Below are 16,758 nucleotides of genomic sequence, written 5' to 3' on the forward strand. Positions count from 1 at the left end.
GCCCGGACACGATGCCCCAGACGCCGCAGACCCAGCTCGGGTTCGACGCCCTCAATACGGTTCTCAAGGCCGCCGGAGAGGAGACGCGCCTGCGCGTGCTGGCGCTGCTGGCCGAAGCGGAGCTTACCGTCTCCGACCTCACCGACATCCTGCGCCAGTCGCAGCCGCGCATCTCCCGGCATCTCAAGCTCCTGGTCGAGGCCGGGCTGATCGAGCGCTTCCGCGAGGGCACCTGGGCCTTTTTCCGCCTTGCCGAGCATGGCGGCGCTGCCGAGGTGGCGCGCTCGCTGCTCGACCACCTCAATCCCGCCGACCAGACCATCGCCCGCGACCGCGAGCGGCTGACGTCGGTCCGTCAGGCGCGCGCGGCCGCAGCTCAGGCCTACTTCCGCGAACACGCCGCCGACTGGGACCGCATCCGCAAACTGCACGTTGCTGACGAAGCGGTGGAAGCCGCGATCGTCAAGGCGCTCGGCGACAAGCCGTTCCGCTCTCTGCTCGACCTCGGCACCGGCACCGGCCGCATGCTCGAACTGTTCGCGCCGCAGATCGAACGCGGCCTTGGTCTCGATTTGTCGCTCGACATGCTGCTGCTGGCGCGCGACCGCCTCGAGCGCGCGGGCCTGAAGAACTGCAGCGTGCGCCAGGGCGATCTCTACGACCTGCCTCTCGCCGACGACTCCTTCGACGTCATCATCCTGCACCAGGTGCTGCACTTCCTCGACGATGGCGGCCGCGCCATCAAGGAAGCCGCGCGCGTGCTGCGGCCGGGCGGACGGCTGCTGGTCGTCGACTTCGCGCCGCACGAACAGGAATTCCTGCGCGAACAGTTCGCGCATCGCCGTCTCGGTTTCGCGCCGGAGACGGTGACGCAATGGATGGCGCAGTCCGGCCTCGAGCCGGTGATGCACAAGAGCCTGAAGCCCGAACCGGGCCCCGACGGCAAGATTGCCGAGAAGATCGCGGTGTCGTTGTGGCTCGCGCGCGATACCCGCGCGCTGATGGCGCAGCCCGCACGACGAGAGGTAGCGTGATGATCAGTCAGTTGCGTCCGTCCCGGTTCATGCCGGCCGGTCATAATCGCATCGATGTGTCGTTCGAGTTCTTCCCGCCCAAGGACGAGGCGATGGAGAAGAGCCTGTGGGAGGCGGTCACGCGCCTGGCGCCGCTGGCACCGCAGTTTGTTTCGGTGACCTATGGCGCCGGCGGCTCGACGCGCGAGCGCACCCACGCCACGGTGAAGCGCATCCTCAATGAGACCGCGCTGACGCCGGCCGCGCATCTGACCTGCGTCGCGGCGACGCGCGAGGATATCGATGCCATCGTGCGGCAATATCACGATGCCGGCGTGCGCCACCTGGTGGCTTTGCGCGGCGATCCCGTCACCGGTGCCGGCGAGAAGTACGTGCCGCATCCAGGCGGCTATGAGAATGCAGCGGCGCTCGTTGCCGGCATCAAGCGCATCGCACCGGATTTCGAGGTGTCGGTGTCGGCCTATCCGGAGAAGCACCCCGACAGCGTCAATGTCGAAGCCGATATCGACATGCTCAAGCGCAAGGTCGACAACGGCGCGACGCGGGCGATCACCCAGTTCTTCTTCGAGAACGATCTTTATTTCCGCTATCTCGACCGCGTGCGCGCCCGCGGCATCGATATCCCGATCGTGCCGGGCATCCTGCCGGTGCAGAACTTTGCCGCGGCCAAGAACTTCGCGACCCGCGCCGGCGCTTCGGTGCCGAACTGGCTGGCCGAACGTTTTGCCGGGCTCGATCACGACCCGGCGACGCGCAAGCTGATCGCCGCGGCCGTCGCGGCCGAGCAGGCGATCGATCTGCTGGATCGCGGCATCACCTCGTTCCACTTCTACACCATGAACCGCGCCGATCTCGTTTACGCGATCTGCCATCTGCTGGGCCTGCGGCCGCAGGTGAAGGAGGCGGCGTGATGAGGACGTCAGGCGTGGCGTCGCCGCTCTTTTCCCTCTCCCATGGGGAGAGGGTGCCCGAGCGAAGCGAGGGCGGGTGAGGGGTTATGGCGTCAGCTGTCGGCACAGCGAAGCGATTGAGGCGCGATCAGACTGACGCCGAGCGTCGCCTTTGGTTTCGACTGCGTGACCGCCGCCTGAGTGGATTGAAGTTTCGACGGCAGATGCCGATCAAGTCGTATGTTGTCGATTTTTGTTGTGAGTCAGCGCACCTCATCGTCGAACTCGACGGCGGTCAACATGGCGAACGGCACATCGAAGATGCGAAGCGAACGGCCGAACTGGAGAAGTTCGGTTATCTCGTCCTGAGGTTCTGGAACAACGACGTCATGCAGAACATCGACGGTGTTTTGGAAGTCATCGCCACGACGGCGACTCAGGATCCCCCTCACCCTAACCCTCTCCCCAATGGGGAGAGGGAATAGTCCGAGCACGTAGCCCGTCATGAGTAAAAACAAATCCACCCGCTCGCTCCTCGCCGCCGAGATGCGCGAGCGCATTCTCGTGCTCGACGGCGCCATGGGCACCATGATCCAGGAACTGAAACTGGACGAGCAGGGCTATCGCGGCGCGCGCTTCGATGCCTGGAACCGCGAGGTGCGCGGCAACAACGATCTGCTCAATCTGTCGCGGCCGCGCGCCATCCGCGACATCCATTTCAAGTACTTCAAGGCCGGCGCCGACATCGTCTCGACCAACACTTTCTCGTCGACGACCATCGCTCAAGCCGACTACGGCATGGAAGGCATCGCTTACGAGCTGAACATCACCGGCGCGCGGCTGGCGCGCGAAGCGGCCAACGATGCCGAGGCCGAAGACGGCCGCAAGCGCTTCGTCGCCGGCGCGCTCGGGCCGACCAACCGCACGGCGTCGATCTCGCCGGACGTGTCGAACCCTGGCTATCGCGCCATCACCTTCGACCAGTTGCGCGCGGCCTATGGTGAGCAGGTGCGTGGCCTGCTCGACGGCGGCGCCGATCTCTTGCTGATCGAAACCATCTTCGACACGCTCAACGCCAAGGCGGCCATCTACGCCATCGAGGAAATCCTGGCCGAGCGCGGCCTTGATATTCCGGTGATGATCTCGGGCACCATCACCGACATGTCCGGCCGTCTTCTTTCCGGCCAAACTCCGGCGGCGTTCTGGAATGCCATCCAGCATGCGCGGCCGATCACGGTCGGCCTCAACTGCGCGCTCGGCGCCAAGGAAATGCGCGCGCATATCGAGGAGCTCGGCCGAGTCGCCGATACCTTCATCTGCGCCTATCCGAATGCCGGCCTGCCCAACGAATTCGGCTATTACGACGAGAGCCCGGAATACATGGCCGAGCTGATGGGCGAATTCGCATCGGCCGGTCTGGTCAATGTCGTCGGCGGCTGCTGCGGCACCACGCCGGATCACATCGCGGCGATCGCCAAGGCCGTGGCCGGCAAGAAGCCGCGCGCGTTGCCGGAGATCGTCCCGCAGCTTCGCCTGTCGGGCCTGGAGCCGTTCACGCTGACGCCTGAAATTCCCTTCGTGAATGTCGGCGAGCGCACCAACGTCACGGGCTCGGCCAAGTTCAAGAAGCTGATCATGGCGGGCGACTACACGACCGCGTTGTCGATCGCGCGCGACCAGGTCGAGAATGGCGCGCAGATCATTGACGTCAACATGGACGAAGGACTTCTCGATTCGGACGAGGCGATGAAGACCTTCCTCAATCTCATCGCCGCGGAGCCGGACATTGCCCGCGTGCCGGTGATGGTCGATTCGTCGAAGTTTTCGGTGATCGAGACCGGCCTCAAATGCCTGCAAGGCAAGGCGGTGGTGAACTCGATCTCGATGAAGGAAGGTGAAGAAGCTTTCATCGAACATGCCAAGGTCGTGCGCCGTCACGGCGCGGCGGTCGTTGTCATGGCCTTTGATGAGAAGGGCCAGGCCGACACCTTCGAGCGCAAGACCGAGATCTGCAAACGCGCTTACGACATTCTGCTCAACAAGGTCGGCTTCCCGCCGCAGGATATCATCTTCGATCCGAACATCTTCGCCATCGCCACCGGCATGGAGGAGCACAACAATTACGGCATCGATTTCATCGAGGCGACGCGCTGGATCAGGGCGAATCTGCCGGGCGTGCATGTCTCGGGCGGTGTGTCGAACCTGTCGTTCTCGTTCCGCGGCAATGAGCGCGTGCGCGAGGCGATGCACTCGGTGTTCCTGTATCACGCCATTAAGGCCGGCATGGACATGGGCATCGTCAATGCCGGGCAGATGGCAGTCTATGACGATCTCGATCCGGAACTGCGTGAGGCCTGCGAGGACGTCGTGCTCAACAAGCGGCCCGACGCAGCCGAGCGCCTGCTGGCGCTGGCCGACAAGTTCCGCGGCGCCGGGCAGGAGGCCAAGCAGGTCGATCTCAAATGGCGCGATCAGCCGGTCGAGAAGCGGCTGGCGCATGCGCTGGTGCACGGCATCACCGACTTTGTCGAGGCCGACACTGAAGAGGCGCGCGCCCAGTCGGCGCGTCCGCTCGATGTCATCGAAGGTCCGTTGATGGACGGCATGAATATCGTCGGCGACCTGTTCGGCGCCGGCAAGATGTTCCTGCCCCAGGTGGTGAAGTCGGCGCGCGTCATGAAGCAGGCGGTCGCTTATCTGATGCCGTTCATGGAGAAGGAAAAGGAAGAGCGCCGTGCGGCCGGCGGCGCCGAGGAGCGCTCGAGCAACGGCAAGATCGTCATGGCGACGGTGAAGGGCGATGTCCACGACATCGGCAAGAACATCGTCGGCGTCGTGCTCCAGTGCAACAATTACGAGGTGATCGATCTCGGCGTCATGGTGCCGGCGGCGAAGATTCTGGAAACCGCCAAGGCCGAGAAGGCCGACATCATCGGCCTTTCGGGCCTGATAACGCCGTCGCTCGATGAGATGTGCCATGTCGCGGCCGAGATGGAGCGCCAGGGTCTCGACCTGCCGCTGATGATCGGCGGCGCGACGACGAGCCGCGTCCACACGGCGGTGAAGATCCATCCGAACTACCGGCGCGGCCAGGCCGTGTACGTCAATGACGCCAGCCGCGCCGTCGGTGTGGCGCAGGCTTTGATGTCGCCGGAGCAACGGCCGTCTTACGTCACCGAGCTGCGCGGCGAATATCGCCGCATCGCCGACGCCCATGCGCGCGCGCAGGAGGACAAGGTGCGGCTGTCGCTCACCGCCGCGCGCGCCAACGCGCCCAAGCTCGACTGGTCCGGCGCTTACGTGCCGCCACGCCCGAGCTTCCTCGGCGCGCAGATCATGGCGGATTATCCGGTGGCCGATCTCGTCGGCGTCATCGACTGGACGCCGTTCTTCCAGACCTGGGAATTGTCGGGACGCTATCCGGCCATTCTTGAGGACGAGAAAGTGGGCGAGGCGGCGCGTTCGCTGCACAAGGACGCCAAGGCGATGCTGGAAAAGATCGTCGCCGAGAAATGGTTCAAGGCGAGCTGTGCGTTCGGCTTCTGGCCAGCCAATTCGGTCGGCGACGATATTCACGTTTATGCTGACGAGAATCGCGGGCAACCGATCCATGTGCTGCACGGCCTGCGTCAGCAACTGTCCAAGCGCGAAGGCCGCTTCAACAATTCGCTGTCGGATTTCGTCGCGCCGCGCGACAGTGGCCTGAAGGACTATATCGGCGCCTTCACGGTGACGGCCGGCATTGGCGAGGACGTGATCGCCGAACGCTTCAAGCGGGCCAATGATGACTATTCGGCGATCATGGTGTCGGCTTTGGCCGATCGTCTCGCCGAAGCCTTCGCCGAGCGCCTGCACCAGAATGTGCGCAAGGAGTTCTGGGGCTATGCGGCGAATGAGTCTTTGTCGAACGAAGACCTCATCGCCGAAAAGTATCGGGGCATCCGTCCGGCGCCGGGCTATCCGGCGCAGCCCGACCACACCGAGAAGGGCACGTTGTTCAACCTGCTGCAGGCCGAGCGCATTGGCGTGAAGCTCACCGAGAGCTACGCCATGTGGCCGGGCGCGGCGGTATGCGGTTTGTATTTCAGCCATCCGCAGGCGGCGTACTTCGGCGTCGGCAAGATCGAGCGCGACCAGGTCGAGGACTACGCGCGGCGCAAGGGCTGGAGCGTGGAGGAAACCGAGCGCTGGCTGGCGCCGATCCTCAACTACAATCCGAACGCGGTGGCGAGCGAGGCGGCGGCGTGAACGAAAAACACCGGAGCGTTTTCGCGCCCCGGTGTTTCGATTGTTGGCGTGAGTGTGGCTTTCGTTCAGAAAGCTCCGATGAGCACGGCGCCGACGAAAGCAAACACGGCGCACACAGCGAGCACGTTCAAGCGCAGAGCGATGTCCACGAGTGCCTCCCTGTCTGTTATTAGACCTTATTTATAACACGCCGCCGCCGCCGCCCAAACGGTTTGCGCATCGAGCGTCAAAAAGACATATGCCTCGCCATGCAAATGGAGAATGTCTCGCTAAGCATTTGAGACGTCGCCGTTCCTGCCTCGGCTGCCGGGAATTTCGGCAACGTGTGATGGGAACCTTCGCCACCGGATGGCGGGCCGGCCCACAAACGCTGGCATGTTAGGCACATTGTGCAGTGCAAGGCGGACGCCTTCGGCAAATTTGCATGACTAGTCCACTGCCGATGTCACTCGCGCTGCGTCCAGGCGCAGCCTTGACGCCGTGCCGGACACTGCCTTACCGGGATACGCTCGGCCTGACCGCGGGCTGACACAACCGAACGGCGCCGTCCGATGCGTCGCCGTTCATAAGAACGTCATTGGAGGATTCATGCGTCGTCTCGGCGTGCTCGCTCTCGCGCTCCTGTCATTCGCTTTGCTTGCTGTCGCACCCGCTCCGTCGCAGGCGGCGGACTGGCCGACTCGCAATGTTCGTTTCGTCATTCCGCTTGGTGCCGGTTCCGGTGCCGACATCACAGCGCGCATGCTCGCCGAGAAGCTGCAGACCAAGTGGGGCCAGTCGGTCGTGGTCGAGAACCGGCCCGGCGGCGACGCCATCCTGGCGATCAATGCCGTGATCGGGGCCAATGACGACCACGTGTTGCTGTTCGCGCCGGCCTCGACCTTCACCGCGCATCCGCTGCTGCACGAGAAGATGCCGTACAATCCGGCCGATCTTGTGCCGATCGCGCGCGTCACCAATACCCTTATCGCCTTGGGTGTGCCGGCCGATCTCGGCGTGTCGTCGGTCAAGGAGCTGGCGGCGAAGATCAAAGCCGAGCCGGGTAAACTGAACTACGCCTCGGTCACCGGCGCCAACGACCTGCTCTACGCGGCTTTTCTGAAAACCGAGAAGCTCGAGATGACGCGGGTGCCGTACAAGGATCCGGTGACGGCGATCAACGACGTTGCCGAAGGCCGTGTCCAGGCTTTCGTCGGCGCCTATGCGATCATGCGCGCGCGCATCGCCTCGGGCAAGGTGAAGGCTATCGCGCTGACCAATGCGCAGCCGGCGGAATCGCTGAAAGACATCCCTACAGCGGCGCAGGCCGGCTACAAGTCGCTCGAGCTGGATGGCCTCGTCGGCGTGCTGGGGCCCAAGTCGGTCGCGCCCGCGGTGCGCGACAAGATCGCCGCCGACATCCGCGAGATGCTCAACGACCCGGCGGTCAATCCCAAGCTTGCCGCCACCGGTCAGGTGGTCAATCCGGGCTCGCCGGCCGAATTCGCCGCGGCGCTGAAAGAGCAAAGCGAGAAGGTTGCCGAGATCGGAAGGGTGCTCGGCATCAAGGCGGCGGGGCAGTAAGAAGCCCGTTATTCGCGACGACATCAAATCCGCCCCGGCAACGGGGCGGATTTGTCGTGGGCGAGGGCGCAGAGAGTTCCCGTTAACGGTTCCTTATCCCTACCGCTGTCGTTAAGGAACGTATTGAAGTCTCATTAAATATAGCCCGCGCATTTTACCGGTCATGAAGGCCGGTCCGCGTTTTTTCCTTGGCTGTGGCTTTGCTGCGTTGCTGGCGCTCGCCGGTTGCGGGCGCAGCGGCATGTGGGGCGTCGAGCGCGCCGCCTGGCGCGGTCAGGCCGAGGCGCAATGCATGCAGTCTGGTGCTGTGAAGCTCGGCGGCGCCGTGGTGCGCGCGGCGCCGATCGAAGGGCCGGGCGTCTGCGGCGCCGATTTTCCGCTGAAGGTTCTGGCGCTTGGCGAAAGCAGTCAGAGCCTTGGCTATGCCGAAGCACCGCCGCGGCCGCCGGGCCGTGTCGGCAGCGCAATGCCGGATTGGCCGGCGGACCGGGCGCGGGCTCCGCAACAACCGGCGAACTCCAATTATGCGCCGCCGCCCGACAACGGCCAGATGCGCTGGATGCAGGGCCCGCCACCGGCCAATGCGCCGCAACAAATCGCCCCGCAATACAATGCGGCGCCAAGCCGTGCGCCGCAGCTGAGCGCGCCGCAGACCTATCAGCCGCAGACCTATCAGCAACCGCGCGCGGTCGAGCCGCGTTCCGCGCCCGGCGGCGCCGCGCCGATGTCGATCTATGCGCCCGGCGTCAACGAGCCGCCGCCCGACGATATTCCCGACGACGCCATCCTGCCGAACAGCCGCCGTCAAACCCAACCCGCTTACAACGAGCCGCCGCCGCGACAGGCGACCTACACGCCGCCGTCGCTCGGCCCGTCGCGCGACTCCCGTTTCGATGCGCCGATCCGTACCGGCTCCATCGCACCGGCGACGCTGACGCCGGCGGCGACCTTGTCTTGCCCGATCGTCTCGGCGCTCGATCGCTGGGTGGCGACTGGCGTGCAGCCGGCCGCCTTGCGCTGGTTCGGTTCACCGGTGGCGGAGATCAAGCAGATTTCGGCCTATTCCTGCCGGCAGATGAACGGCGCCGGCGGTCGCGGTATTTCCGAGCACGCTTTCGGCAACGCGCTCGACATCGCAGGTTTCACGCTGGCCGATGGCCGCAAGATCTCGGTGCAGAATGGCTGGCGCGGCACGCCGGAAGAGCAGGGCTTCCTTCACGACGTGCAACTGGCCGCCTGCGACAGCTTCAGCACCGTGCTGGCGCCGGGCTACAACGCCGCGCATTACAACCACATCCATGTCGATCTGATGCGGCGCAAGAGCGGGCGGCGGCCGTGCCAGCCCGCCGCGATCCCCGGCGAGGTTGTCGCCGCCAAGGCGCGCGCGGTTTACGCCGCGAAGAATGGCGGCAAGGATTACACCGGCTCGATCGGCAAGGATGCGATTAAGAAACTTCTTGATGCGATTCCCGGCGCCGACGGACTCGAAGAGGGTGACGCCGACGACGTGGTGACCGGCTCGATCGGCCTCGATGATGACGTCACGAATTCGGTACCGGCAAAGTCGCGCGGTTGGCCAGTGGTGGTGCCGCAGCGCGCAACGAGCACGACCAGGAATCCGGCAGATTTCTAAACTGCCGCGTCGATCAGCATCGCGGCGAACAGGATCAACCCGGCATCGCGGTTGGAGCGGAACAGCCGCAGGCACAGTGCCGGATCGTCGATGTCGATGCGGCGGACCTGCCAGGCCAGATGCGCGGCGAAGCCGGCAAGACCGACAAGCGTGATCCAGCTCGCTCCGGCCATGACGCAGGCAATGCCGATCAGCACCACCGCGGCCGAATAGAACAAGGTCAGCGCGCGCTGGGTGTCGGCACCGAACAGCAGCGCCGTCGACTTGATGCCGATCATCATGTCGTCTTCGCGGTCCTGATGCGCGTAGATGGTGTCGTAAGCGATCACCCAGCAAATCGCGCCGGCATAGAGGATGACCGGGCCCCAATCGAGCTGACCGAAAGCGGCGGGCCAACCCATCAGCGCGCCCCATGAGAAGGCGAGGCCGAGAAACACCTGCGGCCAGTAGGTCACGCGTTTCATGAAGGGATAGATCGCGACCACGAGCAGCGAAGCGAGTCCGGTCAGGATCGTGAAGCCATTGAACTGCAGCAGCACGACGAGGCCGACGAGCGCCTGAGCGACGAGGAAAATCGCGGCCTGCTTCGCCGTGACCTGACCGGACGGAATGGGACGCGAGCGCGTGCGCTCGACCTTGCCGTCGAGATCGCGATCGACCAGATCGTTCCAGGTGCAGCCGGCGCCGCGCATGGCGAAGGCGCCGATAAAGAACAGCACGATGTGCCAGAGGCTCGGGAGCCGATCCATCGCCAGGCCGGTCAGGCCGACCGACCACCAGCACGGCATCAACAACAGCCACGAGCCGATCGGCCGGTCCAAGCGGGCGAGACGCAGATAGGGACGGACCTGGCCCGGCGCGTAAAGGTCGACCCAGTTGCCGGTCGAGTCGGCAACGCGTCCGCTGCTCTCGCTCATCGCTTGAGCGGCGAGCCGCTGAGCGTGTCGAAGGTGCCGTGGCCGCGCTTGACGTTCGAGGAGTCCGGCACGGGGGCGCTGAGCGCGTCACTCAAGGACGGACCGGCCGGCTTCGGCGGCGCGGCGGCGACCTCACAGACTCTGGTGCGAATTTGGGTCGTCTGCGCGTGGCCCTTGTTGAGATTGTCGAGCAGGTCCTTCGGCATGCCGCACGAGGCGGTGTTCGCGGACACGAACTTGATCAGCTTCGCCTCGGAGGCGGCATAGTCGTTGAACAGCCGGCAGGCGACCGCGGGCGGGACCTTCTTCTTGCCGGCCTGCTCGATGGCGCCGCGCTTCTTGGCGGCATCCTGGCTGAGTTGAGTAAATTCCTTGAAGCAGGGCGGCTCCTGCTGCCGGGCTGCGCCCATTGGCGATCCGAAACCGGCCGACGGCGGTATGAAAGGCTGCTGCGCCGGGGCCTGTGAAGCCTGCGGTGCGGGCCAGGCGCCCGAGGGGGCAGACTGTGCCGCATTCGGTGCCGGCCAGGCGCCTGCGGGAGCCTGCTGTTGCTGGGGCTGGGCCGCGGGCCAGGCGCCTGCTGGAGCCTGGCTTTGTGTCTGCGGAGCGGGCCAGGCGCTCTGCGCGAAGGCCTGCGTTCCGACGGCCATCATCGCCAGGCATGTGACGGTTGTGAGAGCCCTGCGGCTCATGAGCGGATCCTTTCCCGGTCCCCGCGGGATTAGGCAGCGAGGCGTCTGCAGGCTTATAACAACCTGCCGAATGCGACGGGAAGGCGGCATTTTGCGTTAAATCGACGCCCCGCCGGACCGTTCCGCCGCTCCGAAACCACGTCAAAGTCAGCCTAATTCATGCCGCACTATGATTTCCGCACGCCCCGCATTTATCTCGATACCACGCTGGCCGCCGGCGTCGAGGTTCCGCTCGGCCGCGAGCAGGCGAATCATCTCGGTAATGTGCTGCGCCTTGCCGCCGGTGATGCGGTTCTCGTGTTCAACGGTCGCGACGGCGAGTGGGGGGCAGAACTGACCGGCTCGGCCAAGCGCCTCGCCGTCCGGCTGGAGCGGCAGATACGGCCCCAGCCGAGCGGTACCGATCTCGATTTCCTGTTCGCGCCGCTGAAGCACGCCCGGCTCGACTATATGGTGCAGAAGGCCGTCGAGCTCGGCGCGTCGCGGCTCAGGCCGGTACTGACGCAGCACACCCAAGTAACCCGCATCAACGTCGAGCGCATGCGTGCCAATGTCGTCGAAGCGGCGCAGCAATGCGGCGTACTTAATCTGGCCGAGGTCGCCGAACCGGTGAAGCTGAGTGCCGTCGCCGCGCACGATCCCGATCGGCTGCTGATCTTCTGCGACGAGGACGCCGAGATTGCCGATCCGGTCGAGGCGCTGCGCCGCGTGCGCCCACTGCCGAGCGCGCTGGTGCCGGACGAGGCGCTGGCGCCTATGCCGATGGCCGTGCTGATCGGCCCTGAAGGCGGTTTCTCCGAAGACGAGCGCGCGCTGCTTATGAAGCGGCCGAACATCGTGCGGCTGTCGCTCGGGCCATTGATTTTGCGCGCTGACACGGCGGCTGTCGCCGCGCTGACCCTGGCGCAGGCGGTGCTCGGCAACTGGAGAGCGTGAGGCGAGATTTGGCTTAAGAGAAATGCCGGCGTGGCTGCCGGCGCATCTCGCCGGCAGCCAGCCCCGCAACGATACAAACGCAACTCAACTCAACGCCGCAACAAACGCGATACCAACAAACACCAGAAACGCGGCCGCATGCAGCCACGCGATACTGAACGACGACTGATCACGCTGAACGCCCACCGATAGGGGTAACAGCACATGAGGCCGACGCCAAAACGCCCGGCCAACGCATGTGACGGCCACAACCGCCGCGAAACCAAAAAACGCGACTCGGGTTCGCGCGCGGCGGATATTGCGTCGGCGCAAGCCGAGTCACGAGTCCGGCGCCCATCGAATCTGTGGTCAACTCGCCCACACCGGCGACGAATCTGTGAGCAAATGCGCGGGCCCGATGCCCAACACCGGTGTGTAACGCTGGCCCGGTGTGGTTTTTGTGTTCTTCCGATGGGGCATGGGCTGGGCTAGAATGACACCTAACATCGGGAGTTAGATTCATGGTTCGGCAAATGGTTGGCTTCGTCAGCTCTTTACGTACTGCGGCGGTGGCTGCGGCGGCGGTACTCGCTCTGGCCGGACAGTCCGGCAGTGCCCAGGCGGCGAGCTGGATCGAGAAGGGCATCTACCTGTCGGGCCCGAACTATGACGGCGACGTACCGCCTTGCGAGGCCGCGCTCGGCGAGATCACCAGCCGCTTCGAGAGCACCCAGGCTCAGTTCTGGAACACCAGTGTCCAGATTCTTGGCTACGAGAAGGTGCGCCAGGTCGCCTTCAGCCCATGGGCGAAAGGTACGGTGCCGCGCCGCTTCTGCACGGCGGTGGCCGATATCTCGACTGGCCGCAAGCATGTGGTGAATTACTACATCACCGAAGATGGCGGCATGATCGGTGCCACCTGGGGCGTGACCTATTGCGTCGTCGGTTTCGACCGCAGCATGGCCTACAGCCCGGCCTGCAAGATGGCGCGGCCCTGAGCACGACGACCAGACTTTCAACCCGACACTGCTGGCGGCTCGCTTGGAGCGACCGCCAGTATGTTCTTGATTTGTTCTTTGAATTACTCTAGGGTCCAGGAACTCTTGGCGTAGATCAATTCCGGCTTTGTTCTGTGAGGGCGTAAATGGCGTGGTCCAATCGTGCCGGGATTCCGCCCCGGCATTTGACGGCTCTGCGATGGCTGGCCAAGGCCGTTCGCGCCGGCGCGGTCACCGGCTGTTTCGTGTTTCTGTTTGCCGTCGTCGCCTTCGCGCAGGACGCGAAAGCCCAGCAGGACCGGCGGCAGAACGCGCCGGGTCAGTTCGATTTCTACGTGCTGTCGCTGTCGTGGTCGCCGTCCTATTGTGAGGCCTCGGCCGAGAACGGGAACCGGCGCAGCGCCGACATTCAATGCGGCGGCCGGCCATTCGCCTTCGTCGTCCACGGCCTGTGGCCGCAGTATGAGAAGGGCTTTCCGGAATACTGCAAGGTGCCGGCACCGCGGCTCAACCGCGCTATCGTCGGCGCAATGCTCGACCTGATGCCGAACCAGCGCCTCGTCTATCACGAGTGGGACAAACACGGCACCTGCTCGGGCCTGTCGCCGAATGCCTATTTCGAAAACGTGCGCAAGGCGCGCGCGGCGGTGAAAATCCCGGATACCTATCTCGACCACGACAAGCCTATTATGGTGTCGCCCGGCGACGTGGCCGCGGCTTTTCTCAAGGCCAATCCGGGGCTGACGCACCAGCAGATCGCGGTCACCTGCGACAGCAAGCGGCTGAGCGAAGTGCGGGTCTGCATGTCGAAGGATTTCGTCTTCAAAGACTGTCTCGAGACCGCACGCCGCGCCTGTCGGCGCGACAAGGTCGCGATGCCGGCCATTCGCGGCGGCCGGTAAAGCGGTTCCGCGGGCTTCGAGTGGGGTTGCGTTGAAGCTCCGGCGGATTTGCCCTAGAGCTTTTCGGGCTTTGACGGAATCAAAGCCGGAGCTCTAGCTTTTTGTTTTACGCGTTTTCTTCGCGAACCGGTTTCCACTTCGCTCGAAAACGCTATAAGCCGGCACGTCATGAACTATCGTCACGCCTTTCATGCCGGCAACTTCGCCGATGTGTTCAAGCACGTCGTGCTGTGCCGCATCCTCGAGTATCTCTGCGAGAAGCCGGCCGCCTTTCGGGTCATTGATACGCATGCCGGCGAGGGTCTCTACGACTTGACAACCAGCGAGGCGCGGCGCGGCGGCGAATGGCCGGGGGGCATCGGCCGGCTGATGGCGGCGGCCGAGACCGGCGATATTCCGGAGAACGCAGCCACCCTGCTCAAGCCCTATTTCGACGTGATCGGCGCCCTGAACGAGCGCGGCAGCCTAAAGATCTATCCCGGCTCGCCGGCGGTGGCCCGCGCCTTTCTGCGTCCGCAGGACAAACTGATCGCCTGCGAAATGGAGCCCGGCACGGCCCGTCAACTTGCCCGCCATCTGGATAACGACGGTCGTATCAAGACCATTGCCATCGACGGCTGGACCGCGCTGTCGGCCTATGTGCCGCCGCCGGAACGGCGCGGGCTCGTGCTCGTCGATCCGCCGTTTGAGGAAGAGGCCGACTTCCATCGGCTGTCGCATCTGCTCGGCATCGCTCATCGCAAATGGGCCACCGGTATTTATGCCCTGTGGTACCCGATTAAGGGCCGCGGCGAAGCTGATGCCTTGGCCAAACGGGTCCGCAAACTCGGGATCGCCAAGGTACTGCGTGCCGAGCACCTGGTGTCGCCGGTGCGCGACCAGACCCGGCTCAATGGATCGGGGTTTATTCTGATCAATCCGCCCTGGACGCTGGAGAGTGAACTGACGGTTCTTCTACCGGTGCTGGCGCAATTGCTTGCGCGTGAAACCAATAGCGGCGGCTATCGGCTCGATTGGCTGGCCGGCGAGAACTAATTAACAACCATCCTACCGCGCTGCATCACATTGAGACTTTAGCAGCACAACAGACCTCTTTCCCCGCGCGCCCAGTTGGTGTGTAGTTCACAAACTGGCAATGGCGCTCCGCCTCCGGAGGGAGGCCGGGTGGAGGCACCGAGGCCCTTCAAGAGGCCGACGCTTTCCCCGCAACCGGACGCCATGCCGATCGCCGTGCGTGGGGCCGGCGATGGACTTGCGTGGGGAGGATCGACTGAAATGTCGCAAACTGGCGTGGTGAAGTTTTTCAACACCGAGCGGGGCTACGGCTTTATCAAACCCGACGACGGCGCACGCGATGTGTTCGTTCACATCACCGCTGTGGAGCAGGCGGGCCTGAAGACGCTGAACGAAGGACAGAAAATCTCGTTCGATGTCGAGCCCGATAAGAAGGGCAAGGGCCCGAAGGCCGTCAATCTGATCGTAAGCTAGCGGCACAATACGACGCGCTTGCGACAGCGGCGCGTCTATGTGCAAAAGCATGGGGGAGCGCGCGCCGCCGGCACGCGCCAGGCTCTGAGCTTTGCCCTCAGCTTTTGTCGTCACCGGCGCGGGCGGCTCGAGAACGCCCGCGCGAGCCATGGAATTCGTCATGATGATCTTGCGCCATAGCCCCGCGTCGCCTTTCGTCCGCAAGGTGAAGATCGCCGCCGAAGTGCTCGGGCTCGCCGACCGCATCGAGGTGCAGGATGCCGATACGGTCGCTCCCGAGGCCGCCTTCCTCGCGCAGAACGCGCTCGGCAAAATTCCGACATTGGTGCTCGAGGACGGCACGACCTTGTTCGACTCGCGGGTGATTGTCGAATATCTCGACCATCTCGCCGGCGGCGGCCGCGTCCTGCCCAAAGAGCCGACGGCGCGCTTCGCCGCGCTGCGCTTGCAGGCCTTGAGCGACGGCATTCTCGATGCCGCTCTGCTTATCGTTTACGAAGGGCGCTATCGCGAGCCGCCAATGCGCCTGCAGAGCTGGCTCGATCGCCAACATGACAAGATCGGCCGCGCATTGGCCGTGCTCGAAGCGTCGCCGCCGGATCAGACCGATGTCCCCGATATCGGGCAGATCACGCTTGCCTGCGCGCTCGGCTACCTCGACCTGCGTCTCGCCGGCGCCTGGCGCAAGGATTATCCCAGGCTCGTGGCCTGGCTCGATCGATTCGCCGCGCGCGTGCCGGCTTTCGCGAGGACCAAACCGGCCTGATCCACGAAAGCGGATTTCGTAAAAAAAGCCCCGGCGACGAGCGCCGGGGCTTTTCAGTTTTTGCTCAGTCAGCCTCGTGCGTAAACGCTCTTACCTCAGAAGCGATAATTGAGGCCGGCGCGAACGATGCTGCTGTGATAGTTCGAGCCGACACCGGCGAGCGTCGGTCCATCGCCGAGGTCGACATAGAGATATTCGAGCTTGGCGGTCAGCGGTCCCGAGATCGCGGCTTCGATGCCGCCGCCGAGGGTCCAGCCGGTCTTGCTGTCGCTGACCATGCCGACACCCGCGACCGAGTTGCTGATATCGCCGAAGGCCACGCCGCCGGTGACGTAAGGCATCCAGCTTCCGGTCGCGCCCATCGCATAGCCGATGCGGCCGCGCACAGTGGCGAGCCAGTTGTTGCGGACGGCGGCGCTGGTGTGGCTGAGCCAGTTCATGTCGCCCTCAAGGCCGAACACCCACGGGCCGCTCTGCATATTGTAGCCGAGCGTGCCGCCAACAATGCCGGCGTCGGAGCCCGAGCCGAATGAACCGCCGCCGCTCAGGCCAACATAAGGACCGGTCCAGTTGTACAACGCCGGCGCGACATAGGCCGGGGCCTTCGTCGGCATGCGCTGCGGAATATCGGCGGCCTGCGCCGTTACGGCGCCGAGCGCCAGCACACCCGCGGTGGCGAGAAGAAGTTTTTTCATGACGCACCTCATCGCGC

The 16,758-nt window shown here is 64.5% G+C and carries 15 protein-coding genes; 12 read left to right on the forward strand and 3 right to left on the reverse strand.

Going from position 1 to position 16,758, the window contains the following annotated elements; all coding sequences use genetic code 11:
- Positions 1-11: 11 nt before the first annotated feature.
- The 6 genes from E8Q40_RS06415 to E8Q40_RS06440 all read left to right on the forward strand — a co-directional run bounded on the left by E8Q40_RS06415 (position 12) and on the right by E8Q40_RS06440 (position 9,368).
- Complete coding sequence (locus E8Q40_RS06415) at positions 12-1,034, forward strand: metalloregulator ArsR/SmtB family transcription factor (RefSeq protein WP_137043595.1); 1,023 nt, start codon at positions 12-14, stop codon at positions 1,032-1,034.
- A complete protein-coding gene (gene metF, locus E8Q40_RS06420; RefSeq protein WP_137043596.1) occupies positions 1,034-1,945 on the forward strand; it encodes a methylenetetrahydrofolate reductase [NAD(P)H] in 912 nt (303 codons plus the stop codon). The genes E8Q40_RS06415 and metF overlap by 1 nt, the downstream gene beginning before the upstream one ends.
- 86 nt (positions 1,946-2,031) lie before the next feature.
- Positions 2,032-2,409 (forward strand): endonuclease domain-containing protein, encoded by a 378-nt coding sequence (locus tag E8Q40_RS06425; protein ID WP_137043597.1) that lies wholly within the window; start codon positions 2,032-2,034, stop codon positions 2,407-2,409.
- 19 nt (positions 2,410-2,428) lie between these two features.
- Entirely contained in the window at positions 2,429-6,172 is a 3,744-nt protein-coding gene (metH, locus tag E8Q40_RS06430; RefSeq protein WP_137043598.1) for a methionine synthase, read from the forward strand.
- A 588-nt stretch (positions 6,173-6,760) separates the two neighbouring features.
- Positions 6,761-7,735, forward strand: a complete 975-nt coding sequence (locus E8Q40_RS06435) for a tripartite tricarboxylate transporter substrate binding protein (protein ID WP_137043599.1) — start codon at positions 6,761-6,763, stop codon at positions 7,733-7,735.
- Positions 7,736-7,898: 163 nt separating this feature from the next.
- Positions 7,899-9,368, forward strand: a complete 1,470-nt coding sequence (locus tag E8Q40_RS06440; RefSeq protein WP_137043600.1) for an extensin family protein — start codon at positions 7,899-7,901, stop codon at positions 9,366-9,368.
- Here the strand turns inward: E8Q40_RS06440 and ubiA are convergent.
- Both ubiA and E8Q40_RS06450 read right to left on the reverse strand, forming a co-directional pair.
- Positions 9,365-10,285, reverse strand: coding sequence for a 4-hydroxybenzoate octaprenyltransferase (gene ubiA / locus E8Q40_RS06445; protein ID WP_137043601.1), 921 nt, complete (start codon positions 10,283-10,285; stop codon positions 9,365-9,367). The genes E8Q40_RS06440 and ubiA overlap by 4 nt on opposite strands.
- Positions 10,282-10,695 (reverse strand): hypothetical protein, encoded by a 414-nt coding sequence (locus E8Q40_RS06450; RefSeq protein ID WP_137043602.1) that lies wholly within the window; start codon positions 10,693-10,695, stop codon positions 10,282-10,284. Before E8Q40_RS06450 ends, ubiA begins: the two co-directional genes overlap by 4 nt.
- A gap of 441 nt (positions 10,696-11,136) precedes the next feature.
- Here E8Q40_RS06450 and E8Q40_RS06455 point away from each other — a divergent pair, with 441 nt between their 5' ends.
- From E8Q40_RS06455 to E8Q40_RS06480, 6 genes are all read left to right on the forward strand, one after another.
- On the forward strand, positions 11,137-11,913 hold the full coding sequence (locus tag E8Q40_RS06455) for a 16S rRNA (uracil(1498)-N(3))-methyltransferase (RefSeq protein ID WP_137043603.1): 777 nt from the start codon (positions 11,137-11,139) through the stop codon (positions 11,911-11,913).
- 500 nt (positions 11,914-12,413) lie between these two features.
- Entirely contained in the window at positions 12,414-12,890 is a 477-nt protein-coding gene (locus tag E8Q40_RS06460) for a hypothetical protein (protein WP_137043604.1), read from the forward strand.
- Between the two features lie 245 nt (positions 12,891-13,135).
- Positions 13,136-13,792 (forward strand): ribonuclease T, encoded by a 657-nt coding sequence (locus tag E8Q40_RS06465; RefSeq protein ID WP_370455250.1) that lies wholly within the window; start codon positions 13,136-13,138, stop codon positions 13,790-13,792.
- Between the two features lie 168 nt (positions 13,793-13,960).
- Positions 13,961-14,827: a 23S rRNA (adenine(2030)-N(6))-methyltransferase RlmJ gene (locus E8Q40_RS06470; protein ID WP_137043606.1), complete on the forward strand. Its 867-nt coding sequence runs from the start codon at positions 13,961-13,963 to the stop codon at positions 14,825-14,827.
- A gap of 240 nt (positions 14,828-15,067) precedes the next feature.
- Positions 15,068-15,280, forward strand: a complete 213-nt coding sequence (locus E8Q40_RS06475) for a cold-shock protein (protein ID WP_137046617.1) — start codon at positions 15,068-15,070, stop codon at positions 15,278-15,280.
- Between the two features lie 160 nt (positions 15,281-15,440).
- The gene (locus E8Q40_RS06480) at positions 15,441-16,046 is read left to right on the forward strand and encodes a glutathione S-transferase family protein (RefSeq protein ID WP_137043607.1); all 606 of its coding nucleotides are present in this window, start codon (positions 15,441-15,443) and stop codon (positions 16,044-16,046) included.
- Positions 16,047-16,141: 95 nt separating this feature from the next.
- Here the strand turns inward: E8Q40_RS06480 and E8Q40_RS06485 are convergent, their stop codons facing one another.
- Complete coding sequence (locus tag E8Q40_RS06485; protein ID WP_168197750.1) at positions 16,142-16,741, reverse strand: outer membrane protein; 600 nt, start codon at positions 16,739-16,741, stop codon at positions 16,142-16,144.
- Between the last annotated feature and the right edge of the window lie 17 nt (positions 16,742-16,758).

The sequence above is a fragment of the Pseudolabrys sp. FHR47 genome (assembly GCF_005153485.1).
In the GTDB taxonomy this organism is placed as follows: domain Bacteria; phylum Pseudomonadota; class Alphaproteobacteria; order Rhizobiales; family Xanthobacteraceae; genus Pseudolabrys.

What these genes read in the sequence shown, in the direction of transcription:
- E8Q40_RS06480 (WP_137043607.1), top strand. Translation starts at nt 15,441, where the DNA reads ATGATGATCTTGCGCCATAGCCCCGCGTCGCCTTTCGTCCGCAAGGTG.
- metH (WP_137043598.1), top strand. Translation starts at nt 2,429, where the DNA reads ATGAGTAAAAACAAATCCACCCGCTCGCTCCTCGCCGCCGAGATGCGC.
- E8Q40_RS06440 (WP_137043600.1), top strand. Translation starts at nt 7,899, where the DNA reads ATGAAGGCCGGTCCGCGTTTTTTCCTTGGCTGTGGCTTTGCTGCGTTG.
- E8Q40_RS06415 (WP_137043595.1), top strand. Translation starts at nt 12, where the DNA reads ATGCCCCAGACGCCGCAGACCCAGCTCGGGTTCGACGCCCTCAATACG.
- E8Q40_RS06450 (WP_137043602.1), bottom strand. Translation starts at nt 10,695, where the DNA reads ATGGGCGCAGCCCGGCAGCAGGAGCCGCCCTGCTTCAAGGAATTTACT.
- E8Q40_RS06455 (WP_137043603.1), top strand. Translation starts at nt 11,137, where the DNA reads ATGCCGCACTATGATTTCCGCACGCCCCGCATTTATCTCGATACCACG.
- E8Q40_RS06485 (WP_168197750.1), bottom strand. Translation starts at nt 16,741, where the DNA reads ATGAAAAAACTTCTTCTCGCCACCGCGGGTGTGCTGGCGCTCGGCGCC.
- ubiA (WP_137043601.1), bottom strand. Translation starts at nt 10,285, where the DNA reads ATGAGCGAGAGCAGCGGACGCGTTGCCGACTCGACCGGCAACTGGGTC.
- E8Q40_RS06425 (WP_137043597.1), top strand. Translation starts at nt 2,032, where the DNA reads ATGGCGTCAGCTGTCGGCACAGCGAAGCGATTGAGGCGCGATCAGACT.
- E8Q40_RS06435 (WP_137043599.1), top strand. Translation starts at nt 6,761, where the DNA reads ATGCGTCGTCTCGGCGTGCTCGCTCTCGCGCTCCTGTCATTCGCTTTG.
- E8Q40_RS06475 (WP_137046617.1), top strand. Translation starts at nt 15,068, where the DNA reads ATGTCGCAAACTGGCGTGGTGAAGTTTTTCAACACCGAGCGGGGCTAC.
- E8Q40_RS06460 (WP_137043604.1), top strand. Translation starts at nt 12,414, where the DNA reads ATGGTTCGGCAAATGGTTGGCTTCGTCAGCTCTTTACGTACTGCGGCG.
- E8Q40_RS06470 (WP_137043606.1), top strand. Translation starts at nt 13,961, where the DNA reads ATGAACTATCGTCACGCCTTTCATGCCGGCAACTTCGCCGATGTGTTC.
- metF (WP_137043596.1), top strand. Translation starts at nt 1,034, where the DNA reads ATGATCAGTCAGTTGCGTCCGTCCCGGTTCATGCCGGCCGGTCATAAT.